The sequence below is a fragment of the Streptomyces sp. NBC_01077 genome (assembly GCF_045162855.1).
Classification (GTDB): Bacteria; Actinomycetota; Actinomycetes; order Streptomycetales; family Streptomycetaceae; genus Streptomyces.
The window spans coordinates 8070278-8090934 of record NZ_CP108669.1 but is presented as its reverse complement, the minus strand read 5'-3'; the positions used below and the strand labels follow the sequence as shown (position 1 = coordinate 8090934).

At 71.9% G+C, this 20657-nt stretch carries 16 protein-coding genes; 5 read left to right on the top strand and 11 right to left on the bottom strand.

The window, feature by feature from the left end:
- Positions 1 to 20: 20 nt before the first annotated feature.
- From OG462_RS36495 to OG462_RS36480, 4 genes are read left to right on the top strand one after another with little or no spacing between them, the layout of a single operon-like run.
- On the top strand, positions 21 to 1361 hold the full coding sequence (locus tag OG462_RS36495) for an ABC transporter substrate-binding protein (protein WP_406064493.1): 1341 nt from the start codon (positions 21 to 23) through the stop codon (positions 1359 to 1361).
- The gene (locus OG462_RS36490) at positions 1358 to 2185 is read left to right on the top strand and encodes a rhamnogalacturonan acetylesterase (RefSeq protein WP_406064491.1); all 828 of its coding nucleotides are present in this window, start codon (positions 1358 to 1360) and stop codon (positions 2183 to 2185) included. Before OG462_RS36495 ends, OG462_RS36490 begins: the two co-directional genes overlap by 4 nt.
- Positions 2182 to 3477 (top strand): polysaccharide lyase family 1 protein, encoded by a 1296-nt coding sequence (locus OG462_RS36485; RefSeq protein ID WP_406064489.1) that lies wholly within the window; start codon positions 2182 to 2184, stop codon positions 3475 to 3477. Before OG462_RS36490 ends, OG462_RS36485 begins: the two co-directional genes overlap by 4 nt.
- Before the next feature lie 29 nt (positions 3478 to 3506).
- Positions 3507 to 4643, top strand: coding sequence for a pectinesterase family protein (locus OG462_RS36480; protein WP_406064487.1), 1137 nt, complete (start codon positions 3507 to 3509; stop codon positions 4641 to 4643).
- A gap of 65 nt (positions 4644 to 4708) precedes the next feature.
- Here OG462_RS36480 and OG462_RS36475 read toward each other — a convergent pair whose 3' ends face one another.
- The 4 genes from OG462_RS36475 to OG462_RS36460 all read right to left on the bottom strand — a co-directional run bounded on the left by OG462_RS36475 (position 4709) and on the right by OG462_RS36460 (position 8790).
- Positions 4709 to 6388 (bottom strand): rhamnogalacturonan lyase B N-terminal domain-containing protein, encoded by a 1680-nt coding sequence (locus OG462_RS36475; protein WP_406064485.1) that lies wholly within the window; start codon positions 6386 to 6388, stop codon positions 4709 to 4711.
- A 125-nt stretch (positions 6389 to 6513) separates the two neighbouring features.
- A complete protein-coding gene (locus tag OG462_RS36470) occupies positions 6514 to 7188 on the bottom strand; it encodes a hypothetical protein (RefSeq protein WP_406064483.1) in 675 nt (224 codons plus the stop codon).
- Positions 7188 to 7727 (bottom strand): SigE family RNA polymerase sigma factor, encoded by a 540-nt coding sequence (locus OG462_RS36465; RefSeq protein WP_406064482.1) that lies wholly within the window; start codon positions 7725 to 7727, stop codon positions 7188 to 7190. The genes OG462_RS36470 and OG462_RS36465 overlap by 1 nt, the downstream gene beginning before the upstream one ends.
- Positions 7708 to 8790, bottom strand: coding sequence for a LacI family DNA-binding transcriptional regulator (locus tag OG462_RS36460; RefSeq protein ID WP_406064480.1), 1083 nt, complete (start codon positions 8788 to 8790; stop codon positions 7708 to 7710). The genes OG462_RS36465 and OG462_RS36460 overlap by 20 nt, the downstream gene beginning before the upstream one ends.
- 237 nt (positions 8791 to 9027) lie before the next feature.
- Between OG462_RS36460 and OG462_RS36455 the strand changes: the two genes are divergently transcribed.
- Positions 9028 to 11949, top strand: coding sequence for a glycoside hydrolase family 2 TIM barrel-domain containing protein (locus tag OG462_RS36455; RefSeq protein ID WP_406064478.1), 2922 nt, complete (start codon positions 9028 to 9030; stop codon positions 11947 to 11949).
- A gap of 34 nt (positions 11950 to 11983) precedes the next feature.
- On the opposite strand, the gene OG462_RS36450 is transcribed toward OG462_RS36455, so the two are convergent.
- The 7 genes from OG462_RS36450 to OG462_RS36420 all read right to left on the bottom strand — a co-directional run bounded on the left by OG462_RS36450 (position 11984) and on the right by OG462_RS36420 (position 20604).
- Positions 11984 to 12583, bottom strand: a complete 600-nt coding sequence (locus OG462_RS36450; protein ID WP_406064476.1) for a DUF4328 domain-containing protein — start codon at positions 12581 to 12583, stop codon at positions 11984 to 11986.
- 117 nt (positions 12584 to 12700) lie between these two features.
- The gene (locus OG462_RS36445; protein ID WP_406064474.1) at positions 12701 to 13750 is read right to left on the bottom strand and encodes a rhamnogalacturonan acetylesterase; all 1050 of its coding nucleotides are present in this window, start codon (positions 13748 to 13750) and stop codon (positions 12701 to 12703) included.
- A gap of 17 nt (positions 13751 to 13767) precedes the next feature.
- On the bottom strand, positions 13768 to 16500 hold the full coding sequence (locus OG462_RS36440; RefSeq protein WP_406064473.1) for a Tat pathway signal sequence domain protein: 2733 nt from the start codon (positions 16498 to 16500) through the stop codon (positions 13768 to 13770).
- Positions 16501 to 16797: 297 nt separating this feature from the next.
- Positions 16798 to 17418, bottom strand: coding sequence for a hypothetical protein (locus OG462_RS36435; protein ID WP_406064471.1), 621 nt, complete (start codon positions 17416 to 17418; stop codon positions 16798 to 16800).
- A 14-nt stretch (positions 17419 to 17432) separates the two neighbouring features.
- Positions 17433 to 18302: a carbohydrate ABC transporter permease gene (locus tag OG462_RS36430; protein ID WP_406064469.1), complete on the bottom strand. Its 870-nt coding sequence runs from the start codon at positions 18300 to 18302 to the stop codon at positions 17433 to 17435.
- Positions 18299 to 19321, bottom strand: coding sequence for a carbohydrate ABC transporter permease (locus tag OG462_RS36425; RefSeq protein ID WP_406064467.1), 1023 nt, complete (start codon positions 19319 to 19321; stop codon positions 18299 to 18301). The genes OG462_RS36430 and OG462_RS36425 overlap by 4 nt, the downstream gene beginning before the upstream one ends.
- Positions 19321 to 20604 (bottom strand): ABC transporter substrate-binding protein, encoded by a 1284-nt coding sequence (locus OG462_RS36420; protein WP_406064466.1) that lies wholly within the window; start codon positions 20602 to 20604, stop codon positions 19321 to 19323. The genes OG462_RS36425 and OG462_RS36420 overlap by 1 nt, the downstream gene beginning before the upstream one ends.
- Between the last annotated feature and the right edge of the window lie 53 nt (positions 20605 to 20657).

Below are 20657 nucleotides of genomic sequence, written 5' to 3'. Positions count from 1 at the left end.
CCGAGAGAAGAGAGCCGACGATGACCATCTTCCCCGGCGGACGGCGCAGAGCCGCCCTCGCCCTCGCCCTGTCCGGTGTCCTCGCCCTGACCGCCACCGCCTGCGGTGACGACGGCAGCGGCGCGGGCGGCGACAAGGGCACCGAGGGATCGGGCAAGGGAAAGATCACCTTCTGGGACAACAACGGCGGTGTCCGCACCGACGTGTGGAAGGAGATCATCGCGGACTTCGAGAAGGCGAACCCCGACATCGACGTCGAGTACGTCGGGATCGCCTCCAAGGAGGTCCAGTCGAAGTACGACACCGCGATCCAGGGCGGTGCCCTGCCGGACGTCGGCGGTGTCGGCGCGGCGATGCTCGCCGGGATCGCCGCGCAGAACGCCCTGGAGCCGCTGGACGCGCGGATCGAGGACAGCGCGCTCAAGGGCAGGCTGAACGCCGGCATGGTCGCGAGCGTGAGGGCGGCGGGCGGACAGGACAAGCTGTTCACCGTCCCGACCTCCGCGAGCAACGGCGTGCTGTACTACCGCACCGATCTGTTCAAGGCGGCCGGGCTGCAGGAGCCCTCCACCTGGTCGGCGTTCTACGCGGCGGCGGAGAAGCTGACCGCCACCGACAAGAACCGTTTCGGCTACACGATCCGCGGCGGCGCGGGCTCGATCGCGCAGGCCCTGGACGCCATGTACGGCCAGAGCGGCATCACGAGCTTCTGGAACGGCGACAAGACCACCGTCAACGATCCGAAGAACGTGGCCGCCCTGGAGAAGTACGCCGGCCTGTTCAAGAAGACGACCCCGGCCGCCGACGTCAACAACGACTTCACCAAGATGGTCGCCCAGTGGGACAGCGGCCAGATCGGCATGCTGAACCACAACCTGGGCTCCTACCAGGACCATGTGAAGGCACTCGGCACGGACAGGTTCCGGGGCATCCCCAACCCGACCCTCGACGACGGCACCCGGGTGCAGGTCTCCAACCCGGTCGACGGTCTCGGTCTCTTCTCCTCCGGCAAGAACAAGGCCGCCGCCTGGAAGTTCATCGAGTTCGCGGCCTCGCACGCCTCCAACAGCAAGTGGAACAAGTCGGCCGGCGCCATCCCCGCCAACACGGAGGCCGCGCTGGACCCGTGGCTCCAGGAGGCGGAGCCGACCAAGCTCGGCGCCGAGGTCCTCTTCAGCGGCAAGGCCACGATCGTGGAGCTGCCGTACTACCTGCCGGACTGGAACACGATCTCCAAGGCCGACAACGAGCCCGGCTTCCAGAAGGTCCTGCTCGGCAAGTCCACGGCCAAGGAGTTCCTCGACCACCTGGCCGAGCAGCTGAACGCGGCGCAGGCCGAATGGAAGCAGCAGAACCAGTGAGCGTAGGCCGCCGCGCGGTGGTCACGGCCGGGGCGGGCCTCGCGCTCGCCCTGGCCGGGGCTCCCCCGGCCCGTTCCCAAGGACACCCCCGTATGCGCACCCTCTTCATCGCCGGCGACTCCACCGCCGCCCAGAAGTACGCCGACGCCGCGCCCGAGACCGGCTGGGGCATGGCCCTCCCCTTCTTCCTGCACCGGAGCGTGCGGGTCGCCAACCACGCCGTCAACGGACGCAGCAGCAAGAGCTTCCTCGACGAGGGAGGGCTCGACGTCATCCTGGCGGCGCTCCGGCCCGGCGACCTGCTCCTCATCCAGTTCGGCCACAACGACCAGAAGGTCGCCGACCCCACCCGCTACACCGAGCCCTGGACCACCTACCAGGACAACCTGCGGGTCTTCGTCGAGGGCGCGCGGTCCCGCGGCGCCCTCCCCGTGTTCGCCACCTCCGTCGAGCGACGCAAGTTCGACGTGGACGGCACCGCGGTGCGGACGCTCGGCGCGTACCCGGCGGCGATGCGGGAGACCGCCCGCGAGGCGGACGTCCCGCTCCTCGACATCGAGGCGCTGTCGCTCGCCCTGTGGCAGCGGCTCGGCCCCGAGGCCACCAAGACGTACTTCAACTGGACGGCGACCGAGCAGGACAACACCCACTTCAACCCGCCGGGAGCGATCGAGGTGGCCCGGCTGGCCGCCGCCGAGCTGCTCCGCACCCATGTCCTCGCACCGCGCGAGACGCGCCGCACGGACGACGAGATACCCGCAGACCTGATCACCTGGCCCGAACCCTCCCTTATCGCTTCCGAGTTCGAGGAGAGCCGATCGTGAACCGACGCACACGACGGGGGGTGGTGGCCGCGGCCGCCCTCACCCTGACGGTCACCGCCCCCGCCGCAGGTGCCCACGCCGCCCCGCGCCCCGGCGCCGACCCCGCCCGCGCCACGCTGCCGGCCGGTGACGGCTGGGCGTCCGAGGGGACCGGCACCACCGGCGGGGCCGCCGCCGTCACCTCCAGGGTCTTCACCGTCACCACCTGGGAGGAGTTCCGGAACGCGCTGGCCGTGCCCGGCACCGAGCCCAGGATCGTCAAGGTGGTGGGCACGCTCAACGCCACCGCCGCCGGCTGCGCCGCCTTCGAGGCCCCCGGCTACGACTTCGCCCGCTACCTCGCCGACTACGACCCCGCCGTCTGGGGGTACGAGAACGTGGTCAGCGGCCCCCAGGAGGACCTGCGGGCGGCCTCCGCGACCACCCAGGGCGACGCCATCAAGGTCAAGGTGCCCGCGAACACGACCATCGTCGGCGTGGGCAAGGACGCCGGGATCACCGGCGGCAGCCTCCAGGTGCAGGGCGTCGACAACGTCGTGGTCCGCGACCTCACCCTGGAGAGCCCGCTCGACTGCTTCCCGCAGTGGGACCCGACGGACGGTGCGACCGGGGCGTGGAACTCCGAGTACGACAGCCTCGTCGTGTACGGCTCCACCCATGTCTGGATCGACCACAACACCTTCACCGACGGGACCCACCCGGACAGTTCGCTGCCCTCGTACTACGGCGAGGTCTACCAGCAGCACGACGGCGAGCTGGACGTCGTGCGGGGCGCGGACCTCGTCACGATCTCGTGGAACGTCTTCACCGACCACGACAAGACCCTGATGATCGGCAACAGCGACAGCGCGGGCGCCACCGACCGGGGCAAGCTGCGGGTCACCCTCCATCACAACCTCTTCAAGAACGTGATCGAGCGGGCGCCCCGGGTCCGGTTCGGACAGGTCGACGTGTACAACAACCACTTCGTGGTTGCGAGTTCGGCCTACGCGTACAGCCTCGGCGTCGGGCAGGAGTCCCAACTCTTCGCGGAGAAGAACGCGTTCACGCTCGCCGAGGGCGTGCCGGCCGGGAAGATCCTGAAGAAGTGGAAGGACGCGCCCGTCACGACCGTCGGCAACTACGTGAACGGCAGGCCGGTCGACCTCCTCGCCGTCCACAACACCCAGTTCCCCGAGGAGCTGTTGCGGGCCGACGCCGGCTGGACCCCCGTCCTGCGCACCCGGGTCGACCACCCGCGGGCCGTACCCGCCCTCGTCGGCCACGGCGCCGGCGCCGGCCGCTCCTGCTGAGCCCCACCCGCTTCCAGGAGGACCCCCGCATGCCCTCATACCCCACCGGAGCAGTACCAGGACGCCGCTCCCTGCTTCTGGGCGCCGCCGGAACCGCACTCGCCCTGGCCCTGCCCGCCGCACCCGCCTCGGCCACCGCTCCGCCACGCGCCCGCCCCTTCGGCCGGTACGGTTCGCCCGCGCACCGGCTCACCGAGGGGACCCTGTACGTACACCCCGGCGGTCTCGGCGACCACACCACCGTGCAGGCGGCGGTCACCGCCGCGAACGGCACCGACCGGACCCTTGTGCTCGCCCCCGGCACGTACCGGGAGACGGTCGCCGTGAGTGCCACCCGTACGGCCATGACCTGGATCGGCGCGAGCGGCGACCCCCGGGACGTCGTCGTGGTGTACGCCAACGCCGCCGGCACACCGCGCCCCGAGGGGGGCACCTACGGCACCACCGGCTCCGCGACCACCACCGTCCAGGCGGCCGGCTTCACCGCCCACGGCATCACCTTCGCCAACGACTTCCTCCGCACCGACCTCCCCGGCAACCCGGGCACCCAGGCCGTCGCCCTCAAGGTGCAGGGCGACCGGTCGGCCTTCTTCCACTGCCGCTTCCTCGGCCACCAGGACACCCTGTACGCCGACTCCGTGGCCCTGACGGCCTTCGCCCGCCAGTACTTCGCGCACTGCTCCGTGGAGGGTGACGTCGACTTCGTCTTCGGCCGGGCCACCGCCGTCTTCGAGCACTGCCACTTCCGTACGCTGCTCCGCCCCGATCTGGCGGTGGCCCCGCACGGCTTCGTCTTCGCCCCGTCCACGGCCCGGGAGAACCCGAACGGGTTCCTCGCCGCCCACTGCCGGGTCACCGGTGAAGCCCCGGACGGTTACTACAAGCTGGCCCGGCCCTGGGTGCCCGGCTCGGACCTCACGGCCTGGCCGTCGCTCGTGGTCCGGGACAGCGTCCTCGGTCCGGGAATCGACGCGGTCGCCCCGTACGCGAACATGCGCGACACCTACCCGTGGCAGGCGCAGCGCTTCGCCGAGTACCGCAACTCCGGCCCGGGCGCCTGGATCACCGTGCCGGAGAACCGTCCTCAACTCACGTCCGCCGAGGCCGCGTCCGCGACCCGGGCCGGCTACCTCGGCGACTGGGACCCGCGCACACCCTGTCCCTGACGCCCGTGAGGTGTGGAGCGCGGTGCGGGGAGGGGCTTTCCGAGCCCCTCCCCGCACCGTCTTCCTCAGACCAGCAGGTCGACGCAGTCGATCGCCGTGCCCGGGCTCAGGAATCCGGTGCCGGAGGAGCCGCTGACGACGCTCAACTTGAGCACGTTGTACTGACTCGGGTCGGTCTTCCAGGCGCTCGCCGGGACGACGTAGGTGAAGGTGTGGTTGTTGCCCCGGTAGGAGCCGTTGGTCAGCGACCGGGTCGAGGGCTGGGTGGGCGGTGAGGGGATCGCGGAGACCCAGTCGTTGACGGTCACCTGGGGGCGCCCGTTGAGGAAGGCCGTGGTGACCCCGATCCGCAGGGTGTGCGCGGCGGCGGCCTGGACGGCGGTCAGCCGGAAGTACACGAGGACGCCGTCGTTGACGCCCTTCCACAGGTAGCAGGGGAAGGAGGCGGAGACGTCGCCGCCGTCGAGGACGACGTTCCCGGTCCAGGGCGCGGCCCGGACGTCGGCGGGGTGGGCGTACGTCATGAGGGCGGCGTTCTTGAACGCGCCGGGTGTGCCGTCCCAGTCGCCGATCCGCCAGAGGGCGGGTGCGGTGCCGGGGTCGTTGGCGGGAGTGATCGTGTGAAGGGCGGTGGCGCCGCCGGCGGCCACGGTCACCGTGCCTGTGTGGACGGCGAGTTCGCCCTTGAACACGGTGAGGGTGTACGTACCGGGGAGCATGCCCCGGCAGGAGAAGGCGCCGGTTCCGGCGGCGGCGCGGGCCCAGTACTGGGCGTCGGCGTTGGCGAAGCCGACGGTGTACGCGTGGCTTGTGGCCATGCCCTGGAGTCCGACGCCCGCGACGCGGCCTCGGCCCGCGGCGCCGACCCAGCCGGGAATGCCGAGACCGTCGACCCAGGTGGTGTCGTGGTCGGCGGCGAAGAGGGCCGGGTCGGGGGTGCCGCCGTCGGTGAAAGCGAGCAGACAGGGGCCCTGGAGGCCGAAGCGCATGGCCTCGGTCTGGGACTGGTTGTAGTGGAGGATCTCGTAGAGACCGACGCCGAGTTCGTTGGAGTGGCGGAGCAGCGAGCGGTAGAAGGGGCCGCCGGAGGCCTTCTCGTGGTTCGAGCGGATCATCCAGAGGCCGACGGCGCCGGTGGTGTAGCCGATGTGGTCGTAGTCCATGACGCGGACCCCGGAGTAGTGCTTGGACCGGGTGTGTCCGTCGGCGCGCTGCCAGACGTCCCCGGCCTCGATGACGGTGTCCGCACCCTCGACCCAGGAGTCGGGGCCCTCGTTGGGGAAGATCCCGGGCTTGAGGCGGGCGATGAAGCGGGTGGCCGTGAAGGACGTGTCGGCCTTGTCGGTCCACAGATAGACGTTGTTCCGTCCCGAACGGGCCGCGAGGTAGTGGCGCAGGGTGCCGTGGACGACGGTGATCAGCACGGTGGAGCCGGTCTGCGCCAGGGTGACGGTGGAGGCGCCGAGGCCGGACTCGACGTGCGAGTGCTTGCCGCCGTACCCCTCGTACTCCTTGCCCTTGTAGACGAGGGACGTGAGGTCGCCGGTCGACTTGGAGACCTTGAAGACCAGTCCCGCGCCGGTGTCGACGACGTACTGGGCGCCGTCGTCGCTCCAGCCGAACGCGGTGGCCGCAGCCGTGGCAGCGGCGGGCACGAGGCCACCGGCGGCGGCCGTCCCGGCGACCGCGGCCCCGAGGAGGGTACGGCGGCGGAGGGGCGATCCAACTGTGTCGTTCGGACTCATGGGGGTGCGGCTCCTTCGGTGCGACGGTGGCAGGTAGCCCTAAGTCGCCGCCCGAGGAGGGTGGGGTTGCCGGGATGACTCGAAACGTTTCAAGGGGGCGCGGGGGGGCGCGTGTCGCGCGTGGGTCACCGCCCCGGCGTCGCCGTCCCGAAGTCGCCGCGCAGTGTGGACCGGCCGCCGTCCGTACCGGTCAGGACGACGGTGTACGTGTCGGCCGAGGCGTCCCGTACCCCTTCGGCGTGGTTGTACTGGCCGGCGAAGACATGGGGGCCCGGCGGGACCGTCCGGCCCGGCTTGAGCGTCCAGCGGTAGACGAGGTCCCGGCCCTCCTCCGTCACCGTCACGGTGAAGTCCTCGGCGGGACGGGTGCGCCAGTGGCCCGTGCTCACGACGCCGGCGGTGCGCACGATCCGCAGTTCGACGGTGAGGCCGGTGACGGGGGTGTCCGTCGTCAGGCCGAGGTCGTTCTGCGCCCACCAGCGGTTGCTGCCCGGGTCGATCGTGCCGGCCGCCCGGGCGCCCGGGCCGGGCGCGGGCAGCGTGGTGGCGGGCGCGGTGGGCCGGTCGTTCAGCCTGGTCGCCGCGAGACCACCGAGGCCGACGACTCCGGCGACGGCCGCGGCCACGGCCACGGCCGCCGTCCAGCGCCGCGCGGTCCAGCGGCTCGCGGGCCGGGGCGGCCGGGTCGCCGGGGCGGGCGCGGCGAGGCCGCGTTCCACCCGGGCGAGCATGCGGGCGTGGTCGGGCCGGTGCGCGAGCGCTGCCTCCCGCAGCTCATGGCGGAGCTGTGTCTCGTCCATCAGCGCCTCCCCGCGGCGAGTTCGGTGACGGCGTGGGGGCCGAGCAGCCGCTGGAGTTCGGCCATGCCCTTGGCGGTCTGGCTCTTGACCGTACCGACCGAGACGCCGAGCGCGAGGGCGGTGTCGCGTTCGGAGAGGTCGAAGGCGTGCCGGAGCACGACACAGGCGCGCTTGCGGAAGGGCAGGGCGCGCAGTGCCGTCCGTACGTCGACGACGGCGGGCACGTCCGGGTCCTCGGTGTGGTCGGGCCGCCGGTCCCAGAAAGCGGCGATCCGGCGCCGCTCGCGGACGGTGCCCCGGATCCGGGTGCGGACGAGGTTGGCGACGACACCCCGGGCGTAGGCGGCGGGGTGGTCGGCAGCGCGGACCCGGTCCCAGCGGTGCCAGAGCGCGAGCATGGCGTCGGCGGCGAGGTCGTCGGCGGCGTCGGTCTCGCCAGTCAACAGATGGGCGAGACGCGCGAGTTCGGCGTAGTGGCGCTCGAAGAAGGCCCGGAACTCGGCCGCGCTGCCGTCGGCCTCAGCGTCCGCCGTGACCACGACGGTCCTCGGTGACGGCGGGGCCGGGCAAGAAGGGGCCGGACGGGGCGGGGCCGGTGCTGGCACGCGCGGTCAGCAGGGGCGGGATGAGCTCCGTACCCCGGGGCTCCTCCCCGGCGAGGCGCCCGACGAGCCGTTCGACGGCGAGGCGGCCCATCTCCTGCCCGGGCACGGAGACGGCGGTGAGCGGCACGGAGGCGTGGTCGGCGACCTGGTCGGGGCAGATGGCGACGACGGAGACGTCCTCGGGCACGGCGCGGCCCTGATGGCGCAGGAGGGCGAGCAGCGGTTCGACCGCGGCCTCGTTCTGGACGACGAGGGCCGTGGTGCCGGGGCGTTCCTCGAAGACGCGGGTGACGGCGGCGGCGACGGCCGCGTAGGTGCCGTCGACGGGCCGGTGGAGCAGGCCGACGCCGTGGTTCTCGGCGGCGGCGCGCAGTCCCGTGAGGGTGCGGGCGGCGAAGCCCGTACCCCGCTCGTAGACGGCGGGGGGCTCGCCGAGTACGGCGATGCGGGTGTGACCGAGTCCGGCGAGGTGCTCCACACAGCGCGTTCCGGCGGCCTCGAAGTCGAGGTCGACGCAGTCGAGTCCGGCGGTGTCAGCGGCTTCCGCGGATTCGGTGGGGAGTCCGATGAGGACGGCGGGCCGCTCGGCCTCCTGGAGGCAGGGCAGGCGCGGGTCGTCGAGTCCGACGTCCATGACGATCATGGCGTCGGCGATGGCGCTGCCCTCGACGCGGCGGACGGCCTCGGGGCCCTCCTCGCCGGTGAGCAGCAGCACGTCGTAGCCGTGGGAGCGGGCCGTGGTGGTGACGGCCATCGCGATCTCCATCATGACCGGCACGTAGAGGCCGGTGCGCAGCGGCATCATCAGGGCGAGGATGTCGGTGCGGCTGCTGGCGAGCGCGCGGGCGCCGGCGTGCGGTCGGTAGCCGAGGGTGTCGATGCTGTGCTGGATCCGCTCGCGGGTGGGGGCGGATATGGAGCGTTTGCCGCTGAGCACGTAGCTGACGGTGCTGGCCGACACCCCGGCGTGGCGGGCGACATCGGCGAGGGTGACCACGTGTGCGCTCCTCGGCTGTTCCCGGTGTTCCGGGCGAACGGCGCCCGTCGATGATTCGGACCCCGACCCTAAGCGGCCGCTCGTCGAGCTGTCCAGGCGGGCCGCGAAGAGTCCAAGGGTCCGGCGCCCGGACGGGGTTGTGCGCGGGCGTCCCGCGCGATGGGATGAATCTCGGAGCACAAGCGCTTTCTGCGTCATGGGTCTCCCCTTTCTCTCCCTCTCTCCGACAGGAGGACCATGTCCGCCCTGCCCTGGTACGAAGACGTCTCCCCCGGCCGCGGCACGCTCCCTCCCCGCGCCTGGTACGCCCGTTCCGACGCCCCCGCCCTCTCGCTGAACGGCGACTGGGCCTTCCGGCTCTCCCCCACCGCCGACGCCGAGGACGAGTCCTTCGCCGCGCCGGGCTTCGACGCCGGCGCCTGGGGGACCGTCGCGGTGCCGGGCCACTGGGTGCTCCAGGGCAAGGAGCACGGCGGCCCCGCGGGGGAGGCGCACGGCGGACCCTCGGGGGAGGCGTACGGCGGACCCGCCTACACCAATGTCCGCTATCCCTTCCCCGTCGATCCGCCCCGCGTCCCCACCGAGAACCCGACCGGCGACCATCTGCGCCGGTTCGACCTGCCCGCCGACTGGCCGGCGTCCGGTGGGGCGGTCCTCCGCCTCGACGGGGTCGAGTCCTGCGCCCGGGTCTGGCTCAACGGGACGGAGCTGGGTGAGTTCAAGGGCTCGCGCCTCGCCCACGAGTTCGCCGTCGGCCACCTGCTGAAGGCACGGGACAACGTCCTCGCCCTCCGCGTCCACCAGTGGTCCTCCGGCTCCTACCTGGAGGACCAGGACCAGTGGTGGCTGCCGGGGGTCTTCCGTGACGTGACCCTGCTGCACCGGCCGGAGGGCGCGCTCGGCGACTTCTTCACCCACGCCTCGTACGACCACGTCACCGGCACCGGCACCCTGCGGGTGGAGTGCGGGGGCGACGTGGCGGGCCGGGTCACGGTGCCGGAGCTCGGCCTCGACTTCGCCGCCGGGGAGGCGGTCACGGTCGCGGTCGAGCCGTGGAGCGCCGAGATCCCCCGCCTGTACGAGGGTGAGCTCGCGGCCGGCGGGGAGCGCGTCCCGCTGCGCATCGGTTTCCGGACGGTGGCCGTCGAGAACGGCGTCATGACGGTGAACGGGCGCCGGGTGCTCTTCCGGGGTGTGAACCGGCACGAGTTCCATCCGGAGCGCGGCCGGAGCCTGGACCTCGCGACCATGCGGCAGGACGTCGAGCTGATGAAGCGGCACAACATCAACGCCGTCCGCACCTCCCACTATCCGCCGCACCCCGCCTTCCTCGACCTCTGCGACACGTACGGGCTCTGGGTGATCGACGAGGCCGACCTGGAGACCCACGGCTTCGAGGACCTGGCCTGGCAGGGCAATCCCGTCGACGACGCGCGCTGGACCCCCGCCCTGCTCGACCGGGCGGCCCGCCTCGTCGAGCGGGACAAGAACCATCCCTCGGTCGTCATGTGGTCGCTGGGCAACGAGTGCGGGACCGGCGCCGGACTCACCGCGATGGCCCGGTGGATCCGCGACCGGGACCCCTCCCGGCTGGTCCACTACGAGGGCGACCGCTCCTGCGCGGACACCGACGTGTACGCGCGGATGTACCCGCCGCACCCGGAGGTCGACGAGATCGGCCGCCGGGCCGACGCCGGACCCGAAGCCCGTGCGCAACTCCCCTTCATCCTCTGCGAGTACGCGCACGCCATGGGCAACGGCCCCGGCGGGCTCGCCGACTACCAGCGGCTCTTCGAGACGTACGAGCGCTGCCAGGGCGGCTTCGTCTGGGAGTGGATCGACCACGGCCTCGTCCATCCGGTCCACGGGTACGGCTACGGAGGTGACTTCGGGGAGGAGCTGCACGACGGGAACTTCGTCTGCGACGGGCTGCTCTTCCCCGACCGGACGCCGTCGCCGGGGCTCCTGGAGTACAAGAAGGTCGTCGAGCCGGTCCACATCACCGACGGAGGACCGGGCTCCGTCCTGGTGACGAACCGTCACGACGTGGCCGATCTCGCGCATCTCGTCTTCACCTGGTCCTTCCTGGCCGACGGCGAGACGCTCGCCACCGGCCCCCTGGAGGTGTCCGCGCTCACCGCCGGAGCAAGCGCCCGGGTCGCGCTTCCCGCACCGCCCACGCACCCCCAGGGGTCGGAAACCCTGTGGGCGGTAAGGGCGTTGCTCGCGCACGACACCGCGTGGGCGCCCGCCGGACACGAGGTCGCCTGGGGACAGATCCCGGCCTCCGCGCCCATCCGCCGGGCTCCCCTGACGCGCGTCCGCCCGGCGCGTACCGGAGGCCGGATCGCCCTCGGCCCCGGCGTCCTCGACGCCCGGACCGGTGCGCTCCTGACCCTCGGCCCCCTCCCCGTCACGGCCGGACCGCGCCTCGACGTCTGGCGGGCGCCGACGGACAACGACGAGGGCGCGCCCTGGCAGCCCGACGAGCGCCACGGCCCGCTCTGGCGCGAGCTCGGCCTGCACCGGATGCGGCACCGCACGGACGAAGTCATCCTGGAAGACATGGGGTTGACCGTACGGTCGAGGGTCGCGCCGGCCGCCTCTGACGTCGGGCTCCGCACCACGTACCGCTGGACCTCGGACGGCACCACGCTCCGGCTCGACGTCGACGTGGTCCCCGAGGGCGACTGGCGGGTGCCCCTTCCCCGGCTCGGGGTCCGGCTCGGTCTGCCGGCGGCCCTGGACCGGGTGGACTGGTACGGGGCGGGGCCGGGCGAGGCGTACCCCGACACCCGGGCGGCGGCGCGGCTCGGTCGCTGGGACGCGGCGGTGGACGCGCTCCAGACCCCGTACCTGCGACCGCAGGAGAACGGGGCGCGGATCGACACCCGGTGGGTCGAGCTGACCTCCCCGACGGCAGGGGTACGGGTGGAGGGCGACCCCGTCTTCGCGTTCACCGCCCGTCGCTGGAGCACGGAGCAGCTGGACGCGGCCGCCCACCACACCGATCTCATGGCGGGCGACACCCTGTGGCTGCACCTGGACCACGCCCAGCACGGCATCGGCTCCCAGTCCTGCGGACCGGGGGTGCTGCCGGAGTACCGGCTCGACGCGGCCCCGGCCGCGTTCTCCCTCGCCTTCACCCCGCTCGGCTGACCTCTTTCCCCGGTCCCCGGAGGGGGGCCGGGGCTCAGGTCATGTTGAAGTACGGCAGGGGGCCGGCGGGCTGGGCGGCGGTCACCCGGCGGACGACCGCGATCGCGAGGATCGCGCACAGGATGTTGAGGCTCTGGTCGACCGGGTTGCGGTAGTCGAAGTGGTCGAGGACCTGGAAGTGGAAGGCGACCGAGAGCGGGCCGTCGAGGAGCCAGACGAACCACCAGGCGTTGATCAGCCAGGCGTCGCGGGGCGGGCCGCCGGCCCGGTGGATGTCGAGGGTGATGCGGCGCGGCAGCCACCACATGGCGAGCGGGATGGCCCAGGCGCCGATGGAGAAGCCCACCGGGTACTTGTGGCTGCCCGGGGCGAGGACCTCGGCGTTGCTGCGGACGCGGAAGAACCAGACGAGGAACGCGATCCAGCACGACACCTGGAGCACGGCCGGGAACGGGACCATGTCCTCGGCGAGCCAGGGCGAGTCCTTGCCGCCGCTCGCGATGATGTAGACGTCGGTCAGGGCCTGGGTGGCGATCAGGGACTGGACGACGAGCGCCGGTCCGATCGGGTTGCGGAATCTGAAGCGCGGGCCCCGCGCGGCGGCCGGTCCGACCGGCACGTTGTAGGCGTCCATGGAATCCCCCCCCGGGATACGGTGACGCCGCCGTGGAGCGTCACGGCGGCGGTGATCACCGGCATAGTAGGTGCGTTTCGGCCAGGGAGTCCAAGGGTGGCGCCCCTCGGGCTCGGCCTAGCGGAGCAGCTGCGCCGGGACGATTCCCCGGGCGCGCAGTTCCGCCGCGACGAGGGCCGCGTACTCCGTGGCCCCGCGCACCGAGGTGTGGGTGTTGTCCCGTTTCTCCGTCGTCAGATAGAGCGCCTTGGAGGCCTCGGGGCCCAGCTCCTCGACCCGCGCCCTGGTGAGGGCGGTGAGGTCGATCAGCGGGGTGCCGAGGGTGGCGGCGAGGGCGCGGATCTCGGCGGGGTGGTCCACACCGAGGCCGTTGACGAGCAGGGCGATGCCGTTGTCCAGGGTGCCGTCGGCGTTGAACCAGCGGCGAACGATCGGGGTGACGAGGACGGGTTCGCCGCCCCGGGCCCGTACGCGCTCGACCAGGGTGGTGAGGTTGGCCCGGTAGGTGGCCGCGTCCGTCTGCTTGTCGTTGTGGGCGAGCTGGATCAGGACGGGGTCGCCGGGCCGGATCGCGGCCTCGACCCGGTCGAAGAGGGCCGGGTTCTCCAGGAAACTGACGGTGCTCTCACCGGAGTCGGCGTGGTTGGCGACCGCGATCCCCCGCTTCAGACGGGCGGGCAGTCGCTGGCCCCAGCCGGTGTACGGGTCGCCCGGCTGGTCGCAGACGGTCGAGTCCCCGACGAGGAAGAGCCGGCGGGCTGCCCGGGCGGGGGTCACCCGGAGCTCGGTGACGCGGGGAGCGGAGCCGCCGAGCACCAGGTCGAGACCGGGACTGCCGGTCGGTCCGGTGGGCTCGCCCTCCGGGTCGCGTACGTCCACGGTGAACGAGCGCCGGACGCGCTGTCCGGTCTCGGTGGCGGTCTCGGCGAGCAGCGCCCGCCGGGTCTCGCCCGTGACGGCGGTGGACCCGGCCTCGTCACCGCCGAGGGTCACGGAGACGTCGTACGTGCCGGGTGCCACGTCGAAGTGGCAGGCGAGGGTCCCGGTGTCCGCGGTGGTGCAGTGGTCGAGACCCTGGCCGTAGGGCCCGTCGGCGTGGGCGGCGGGTGCCGCTGCCAGGGTGCCGAGCAGGGTCGCCGCGACGGCGAGCAGCATTCTCTTCCTCATCGTGTGGCCTCCGGTGGTCACTTCGGCAGGTGATCGCCGACAAGGGCGAGGTTCTGGATGGCGGCCAGGCCGTACAGGGCCGTGGTGTTGGTGCTGATCCACAGGTGCTCGTAGCCCGGTTCGAGGGCGGCTGATCCCTGTACGGGCGTTTTGTCCCACACCATGGCCGCAGTGTAGCCATCGCTCTTGTCGAACTTGGCCCAGGCACGCTGGGCGAGTCCGGTGTCGTTCAACTGGGCGGCGGCGTAGGCGTCCTGGCGCGAGTGGCCCTGGAAGAGGAGGAGGGTGCCGAAGTTCTGGCCGTAGCGGGCGGCCTGCTCGGTCTTGGAGGCGTTGAAGTAGCGGCAGTAGTCGAGCCAGGCCTCCTTGAACTTCGGCTGGTCGACGAGGTCGATCAGCTCGGCGCACATCTCGACCAGGCCGAACATCGCGGAGAGGTGGGAGACGCCCACGACGGGCTTGTCGGCGACGGCGAAGCGGCCGGTGTCGAGGTCGTAGAGGCCGGTGCCCTGGACGAAGCCGTTGGGCTGGGCGGCGATCGTCTCCATGGTGGAGCGGAGCCGGGCCTCGGCCTTGGCGGCCTTGGGGCCGCCGCGCTCCCACTCGGTCAGCCAGGCGGCGGCGAGGCCGCTCCAGTCGGTGCCGAAGCCGACGGAGAGGGCGTGCCGGTCGGGGGTGTAGGGCTCGGTGCGGATCTTGCGGATGGGGTCGAGGACGAGGAAGGTCTCGTCGGAGTCCACCAGGTCGTGCATGAGGTCGCCGACGCGTTCGTCGGCGGTGAGGAAGTAGTAGGGGCGGCGGTAGACGGCGGTGGAGATGCGCTGCTGCTTCGCGCTGTCGGCGAAGTGCTGGACGCCGTGGCGGGTGCCGAGGCCGGCCCAGGTGCCGAGGTGGTAGACGTCGACCTCGCCGGTGTGGCGGGTCATGGCCTCGGCGAAGCGGAAGATGTCGGCGCGGCCGGAGCGGAGGTATGCGTACCAGAGCCACAGGTCGGGCGAGAGTTCGGAGTTGTCCCAGGCGTAGCCGCCGACGTCGTACCGCCACTGGTGCCGGTCCTCGTCGTAGGTGTGCATGATGTCGCCGTAGTCCCAGAAGCCGTACCAACGGCGCTGCTCCGCCTGGTCCTTGTAGTAGGTGAAGAGGTAGTCGAGGTGGTCCTCGATCGTCGCCCTGGCGGGGGTGGAGCGGTCGACGGGTGAGAACAGCCCGCCGAACACCCGGGCGCGGACGAGGTCTTCGGGGCTGACGGCGAGCTGCGGCGGGGTGCGGACGGCCTCGGCCTGGGCGACGAGCGTCGAGGCCGTGGGGGTGGCGGCGTTGGCCCAGAACATCAGCTCGCTGGTGCGGGCGATGCCGTAGGGGGTGCCGAAGCCCGGCTCGTGGTCCTCGTAGGTGATGTTGAGGCCTTCGAGCTGCTCGGGGAAGGTGTCCTGGCCCATGCCGTCGTGATAGAAGCGCAGGTCCATGGGCTGGGCCTCGGGCGACCAGAGCCAGAGGGTGACCTCGGCGGCGTCACCGGCGGCGCCCCGGATGTCGAGCTGGGCGGGGTGCTTCTGCCAGAAGTCCCGCAGGCCGAAGGAGAGTCCGCCGGTCACGCCGCCGACGTAGCCGAACCCGTCGGCGCGGCGGCCGCCGCCGGCCGGGATCCAGCCGTGGCCGGGCTTGGTGCGCTTGCGGAGGGTGAAGCCGTCTGCGGAGAGCTGGGCGAGCGTGTAGTCGCCCCAGGTCGGGACGTACTGCATGCGGGTGGTGACGCGCTGGTCCCAGGTGGCGGGGTCGGGCAGCTTCTCGCCCTTGACCTGGGCGGTGCGGACGGCGGCCCCGGGGTCGCGGCGGAGCCCGGTGATGCCCTGGACGGCCTCGGTGAGGAATCCGGCGCCCTCACCGGCGATCCGGATGTGCCGGTCGTACGCGGCGTCCCGCATGGGCACGGTGAAGCGGACGCCGAGGCCGCGGATGAAGTCCTTCTGCTGGTCGCCGTCGTAGGTGATGGTGTGGACCATACGGAAGGACTCGGAGCCCGCGTAGAAGTAGAGGCGGACGGAGAAGGGCAGCCAACTCCTGCTCCCCTTGCGATGTTTGCCGTCGATGCGGACCACGGCCCGGACGGGGCCGCTCTGTTCGACGACGGCTCCGGAGATCTCTCCGTCGAACCGGTCCCACTTGGCGTTGCCGTGGTCGCCGTCGTCCAGGTCGCTCTGGCGCAGCAGGACGAGCCGGCCGTCGGTGGCGATCTTCACGCCGTCGCGGGTGACGGATTCGACGAGCTTCCCGCCGTCCTTCGACACGACGGCCCGGACGGTGCCCGTGTCGATGGTGATCCGGCGGCCGGTCTCGGTGACGGAGACGGTCCTCGCGGCGGTCGCGGGGATGCCGGGGGCGAGGGTGAAGCGCTCGGCCCCGGCGGCCTCGGGTCCGACGGCGTGCGCGGTCCACTTGAGGGAGCCGTCGGGCCAGCGGGCGGTGGTCCAGGTCTGTACGGGGACGTCGGCGCCGTCGGCGCCGGTGAGCGCGAAGGCCCGGTCGTCGGGGTGGACGCCCTTGGGCCAGGCGACGCCGAAGGTCGATCCGGCGGCGGCGCCGAGCCCGCCGGGCTCCAGCCAGGTGACGGTCGCGGGCCGGTCGGCCGCCGGTGTCTCGGCGGGCGCGGCGGCCCGGGCGTCCCCGCGTCCGAGCGCCCAGCTGAACTGTGCGGCGGCTCCGGCCACGGCGGCGGCCTTGAGGAGGGAGCGGCGAGGTATCGAGGACACGGGAACTCCTTTCATGGGCATGCCGACGGCATGCCTGCGGAAGCGGGAGGGTGCGGGGGGGGACGGGTCCGTCCCTGGGGCGGGAGCCCGGCTGAGGGTCCGGGGTCGGGAGCACGACTGCGGGCCGGGGAGGGGCACGGGGCACAGGCCCGGGGGCGGGAGCGCGACTACGGCCTCCGGGCGGGAGCCCTGCTACGGCCCCGGCCGGTAGCCGGTGACCGGGCTCTGATCCCGGCCATCGGGCCGCGACCCCCGGAGCGATGCCCGCCATGGGGACGCGGCCCCGGGCGGTGTGGATCAGGCGGCCGCCGGGGCCGCCCGGCGGCGCTCGGCCGCCAGGGCAGAGGCGACGAGGATGCCGAGGGCCGGCAGCGCCAGTGGTGCGGAGAACCAGGCCGACGCGGCGATCACCGCCAGGCCGCAGACGACGAGCAGGGAGCCCGCCGGGTCGCGCAGCGCACGGCGGGCGGCGGGGCCCAGCAGGTCCCGCCAGCGCAGGCCAGGGCGCCAGGCCGTGGCCGCCCGCAGGAGGGTGACCGTCAGCCAGAGCGCCGCGAGGATCGCGAGGGCCCCCGCCGCCCGCCCGCCGGGCACGGGCAGCGCCCGTACGAACGCGAGGTCCGCGCCCACCAGGGCGAGCACGGCCCCGTAGCCGAGCCCCGCCGACCGGCCCCCGCCCCGCAGCGCCGCGCGCAGGTCGGCGACGAAGTACCGCAGTCCGGTCTCCTCGTCGCCGGTCCAGCGCCGCAGATGCGCGGCGCCGGCCGCGAGCGCGGCCGGAAGGGTGAAGAGGGGCAGCGCGGCGACGGCGATCCACACCCCGACGAGCAGACACTCCGCGAAGACGGCGAACCGGGCGAGGAACCGTGCCCGCGTCCCGTCTCCCACTCCCCCGGTCGGAACGCTTCGCGTACTCATCTCGGCACCGCCCCTCAGCCCTTGAGGCCGGAGGTGGCCATGCCGTCGATGAGGTACCGCTGGAAGGCGAGGAAGAACGCGACCACCGGGAGCAGCGCCACGAGCGACATCGCGATCATGCCGCCGTAGTTGGCGACGCCGTCCTGGTCGACGAACATCTTGAGGCCGAGCGAGACCGTGTACTTCTCGGGTTCGTTGAGATAGATCAGCGGCCCCATGAAGTCGTTCCACGCGTTGATGAACGTGAAGATCGCGCTGGTGATGAGCGCGGGCCGGCACAGCGGCAGCACGATCGACCAGTACGTCCGCAGGTGCCCGCAGCCGTCGAGGCGCGCCGCCTCGTCCAGCTCCTTCGGCAGCCCTCGCATGAACTGGAGCATCAGGAAGACGAAGAAGGCGTCGGTGGCCAGGTACTTGCCGAGGAGCAACGGCGTGTAGGTGTTGATGAGTTCGAGCTTCTGGAACAGCACGTACTGCGGGATGAGCAGCACGTGGTACGGCAGGAGCAGCGTGCCGATCATCGCCGTGAAGAGCAGTCCGCGTCCGGCGAAGCCGACCTTGGCGAAGGCGTAGGCCGCGAGCGAGCTGGAGAGCACCACGCCGATGACCGAACCGACCGCCAGGAAAAGGGAGTTGCCGAAGAAGGTGGTGATGGGGATGTCGGCGATGCCGTCGGCGAGACGCCGGTAGTTGTCGGTGATGGGGTCGGCGGGGAAGAGGGTCAGGCTGCCGACGATCTCGTCGTTCGGCTTGAAGGAACCGCCGATGACCCACACCACGGGGTAGAGGATGACCGCGAGGACGGCGAGCGCCCCGAGGTGCCAGGCGAGCGAGCCCGCCGTCCGCTTCCTCGCGGGGCGCGTGGCGGTGCGTGCGAGGCTCATCGGGCCCCCTCCTCGTAGTGCACCCAGCGCCGCTGGGACCAGAAAAGGAACGCCGTGACCAGGGCGACGGCCAGCAGCAGCATCCAGGCCATCGCCGAGGCAAGGCCCATCCGGCTGTTCTCGAAGCCCTGGATGTAGAGGTAGCAGGTGTAGACGAGCGTGCCGTCCGCCGGTCCGCAGGCGTTGCCCTGGCTGCCGATGATGTAGGCGGACCCGAAGATCTGGAAGGAGTGGATGGTCTCCAGGAGCACGTTGAAGAAGAGGACCGGCGAGATCATCGGCAGGGTGATGCTCCAGAACCGTCGCAACGGGCCCGCGCCGTCGACCTCCGCCGCCTCGTACAGCTCCCGCGGCACCTGCTTGAGTCCGGCGAGGAAGATGACCATCGGGGCGCCGAACTGCCAGACGGTCAGCGCGACCAGGCTGTAGATGATCCGGTCCGGGTCGCCGATCCAGCCGCCGGCCTCCATGCCGAGGAACTGCTGCCCCCGGTCGATCGCGGCGCCGTCGGAGAACAGCGCCCGCCAGACGATGGCGATGGAGACGCTGGCCCCCACGAGCGACGGCGCGTAGAAGGCGGCCCGGTAGAAGCCCTGGCCCCGGCGGCTCTGGTTGAGCAGCAGGGCCACACCGAGCGCGGCGGCGAGCTTCAGCGGGGTGCCGATCACCACGTACCAGCTGGTCACCTCGACCGAGGTGCGCCAGCGGGGGTCGCCGAACATCTCGGTGAAGTTGCCGAAGCCGATCCACTGCGGGGCGTCGAAGAGGTTGTAGTCGGTGAAGGCGAAGTAGAGCGAGGCGACCATCGGTCCCGCGGTGAGCAGCAGGAAGCCCGTGATCCAGGGGGACATGAAGAGGTAGCCCGCGAGGTTCTCCCGGCGGGCCCGGCGGCGCTGTTCGGCGCTGCCGGGCGTCCGGCGCGGGCGTCCCCCGCCGGACGGGGCGTCCGCGGGTGCGGTCGCCCCGTCCGGCGGGGTCGCCGGCGCGGGGTTCGGTGCGGCGGTCACGGCGGCGTCCATCAGGAGGAGAGCGCCGTCTTCGCCTCGGTGAAGAACTGCTTCACCGCGTCCGGGACGGGCCTCGTGCCCAGGGACATCTCCTCGCCGAGCCGCAGGAAGGCGGCCTCGGTGACGTCGGCGCCCGCCGGGTGCGGCGTGATCGGCTCCAGGACGCGGGATTCCACCAGCTGCTTCTCGTACGCGGCGATCTGCTTGCCGATCGGGTCGTTCGGCACGTACGCCTCGTACTGGGCCGTGGTGGCCGGGACGCCGCGGTCGTAGCCCATGATCTTGCCGACCTCGGGGTCGTGGACCATGAAGTCGATGAACTGGGCGACTTCCTTGGGGTGCTTGGTGCGCCGGGAGCCGCTGAGCATGAGCGAGCCGAGGTACTGGCCGGTCTTGCGGCCGTCCGTGGTCGGGATGGGGGCGAGACCGTACTGGCTCTTGCCCTCGGAGGCGTAGCGGACGGTGAAGTTGTCCCAGGTGAACTCGCAGGCCGCGAGTTCGGCGGTGACCGCCGACTTGGGCTTGGCCTGGATCGTCTTCTTCGGGTCGGCGTAGACGCCCGACGTGACCCCCGCGTACGCCTTCGTCCACCAGTCCGTCAGATCCGCCTCGGTGAAGCCGAGTCCGGAGGTGGTGAAGAAGGCCTTGCCGTGCTGGCGCAGGTACAGGTCGTAGAGGTACATGATCCCGTAGGGGCCGGCGTCGCCGGCCCGTCCCTGGCTGTCGCGGATCTTCGCGAGGGCGGCGTGGTACTCGTCCCAGGTCCAGCCGGCCTTGGGGGTGACGCCGGCCTTGTCGAAGACGGTCTGGTCCACGACCAGGGCCATCGAGTTGCTGCCGACGGGTATGCCGAGGAGCTTGCCGTCGACCTCGCCGAACTTCTCCAGACCGGCCCGGAAGCCGTCGAGGCGGAGGTTGCCCTGCTCGGCCTGCTCCCGCAGGTCGAGCAGGACGTTCTTCGCGTCGTACTTGCGCAGGAAGCCGATGGCGTTCTGGAAGACGTCGGGCGCGTTGCCGCCCGAGGCCTGGGTGTTGAACTTCTTCCAGAAGTCCGCGTACGGCTGGAAGTCGGTCTTGATCTTGATCTTCGGGTACTTCTTCTCGAAGAGGGCGATCGACTGGTTGATCCGCTTGGCGCGGTCGTCGGAGCCCCACCAGGCGTACCGGAGGGTGACGGTGCCACCCTCGGATCCGGAGCCGGTGCCACAGCCCGCGGCGGTCAGGCCGACAGCCGCCAGTGACCCGCCCGCGAGCTTCAGCAGATTCCGACGGTCAACAGTGCCTTGAGTACGCACAGTTCGTCCTCCCGCGCGTGATTAGAACGTTTCAGGAAAGCGCTTGCTGGGAC

What these genes read in the sequence shown, in the direction of transcription:
- OG462_RS36480 (WP_406064487.1), top strand. Translation starts at nt 3,507, where the DNA reads ATGCCCTCATACCCCACCGGAGCAGTACCAGGACGCCGCTCCCTGCTT.
- OG462_RS36495 (WP_406064493.1), top strand. Translation starts at nt 21, where the DNA reads ATGACCATCTTCCCCGGCGGACGGCGCAGAGCCGCCCTCGCCCTCGCC.
- OG462_RS36435 (WP_406064471.1), bottom strand. Translation starts at nt 17,418, where the DNA reads ATGAGTACGCGAAGCGTTCCGACCGGGGGAGTGGGAGACGGGACGCGG.
- OG462_RS36425 (WP_406064467.1), bottom strand. Translation starts at nt 19,321, where the DNA reads ATGGACGCCGCCGTGACCGCCGCACCGAACCCCGCGCCGGCGACCCCG.
- OG462_RS36430 (WP_406064469.1), bottom strand. Translation starts at nt 18,302, where the DNA reads ATGAGCCTCGCACGCACCGCCACGCGCCCCGCGAGGAAGCGGACGGCG.
- OG462_RS36445 (WP_406064474.1), bottom strand. Translation starts at nt 13,750, where the DNA reads ATGAGGAAGAGAATGCTGCTCGCCGTCGCGGCGACCCTGCTCGGCACC.
- OG462_RS36470 (WP_406064483.1), bottom strand. Translation starts at nt 7,188, where the DNA reads ATGGACGAGACACAGCTCCGCCATGAGCTGCGGGAGGCAGCGCTCGCG.
- OG462_RS36455 (WP_406064478.1), top strand. Translation starts at nt 9,028, where the DNA reads ATGTCCGCCCTGCCCTGGTACGAAGACGTCTCCCCCGGCCGCGGCACG.
- OG462_RS36450 (WP_406064476.1), bottom strand. Translation starts at nt 12,583, where the DNA reads ATGGACGCCTACAACGTGCCGGTCGGACCGGCCGCCGCGCGGGGCCCG.
- OG462_RS36475 (WP_406064485.1), bottom strand. Translation starts at nt 6,388, where the DNA reads ATGAGTCCGAACGACACAGTTGGATCGCCCCTCCGCCGCCGTACCCTC.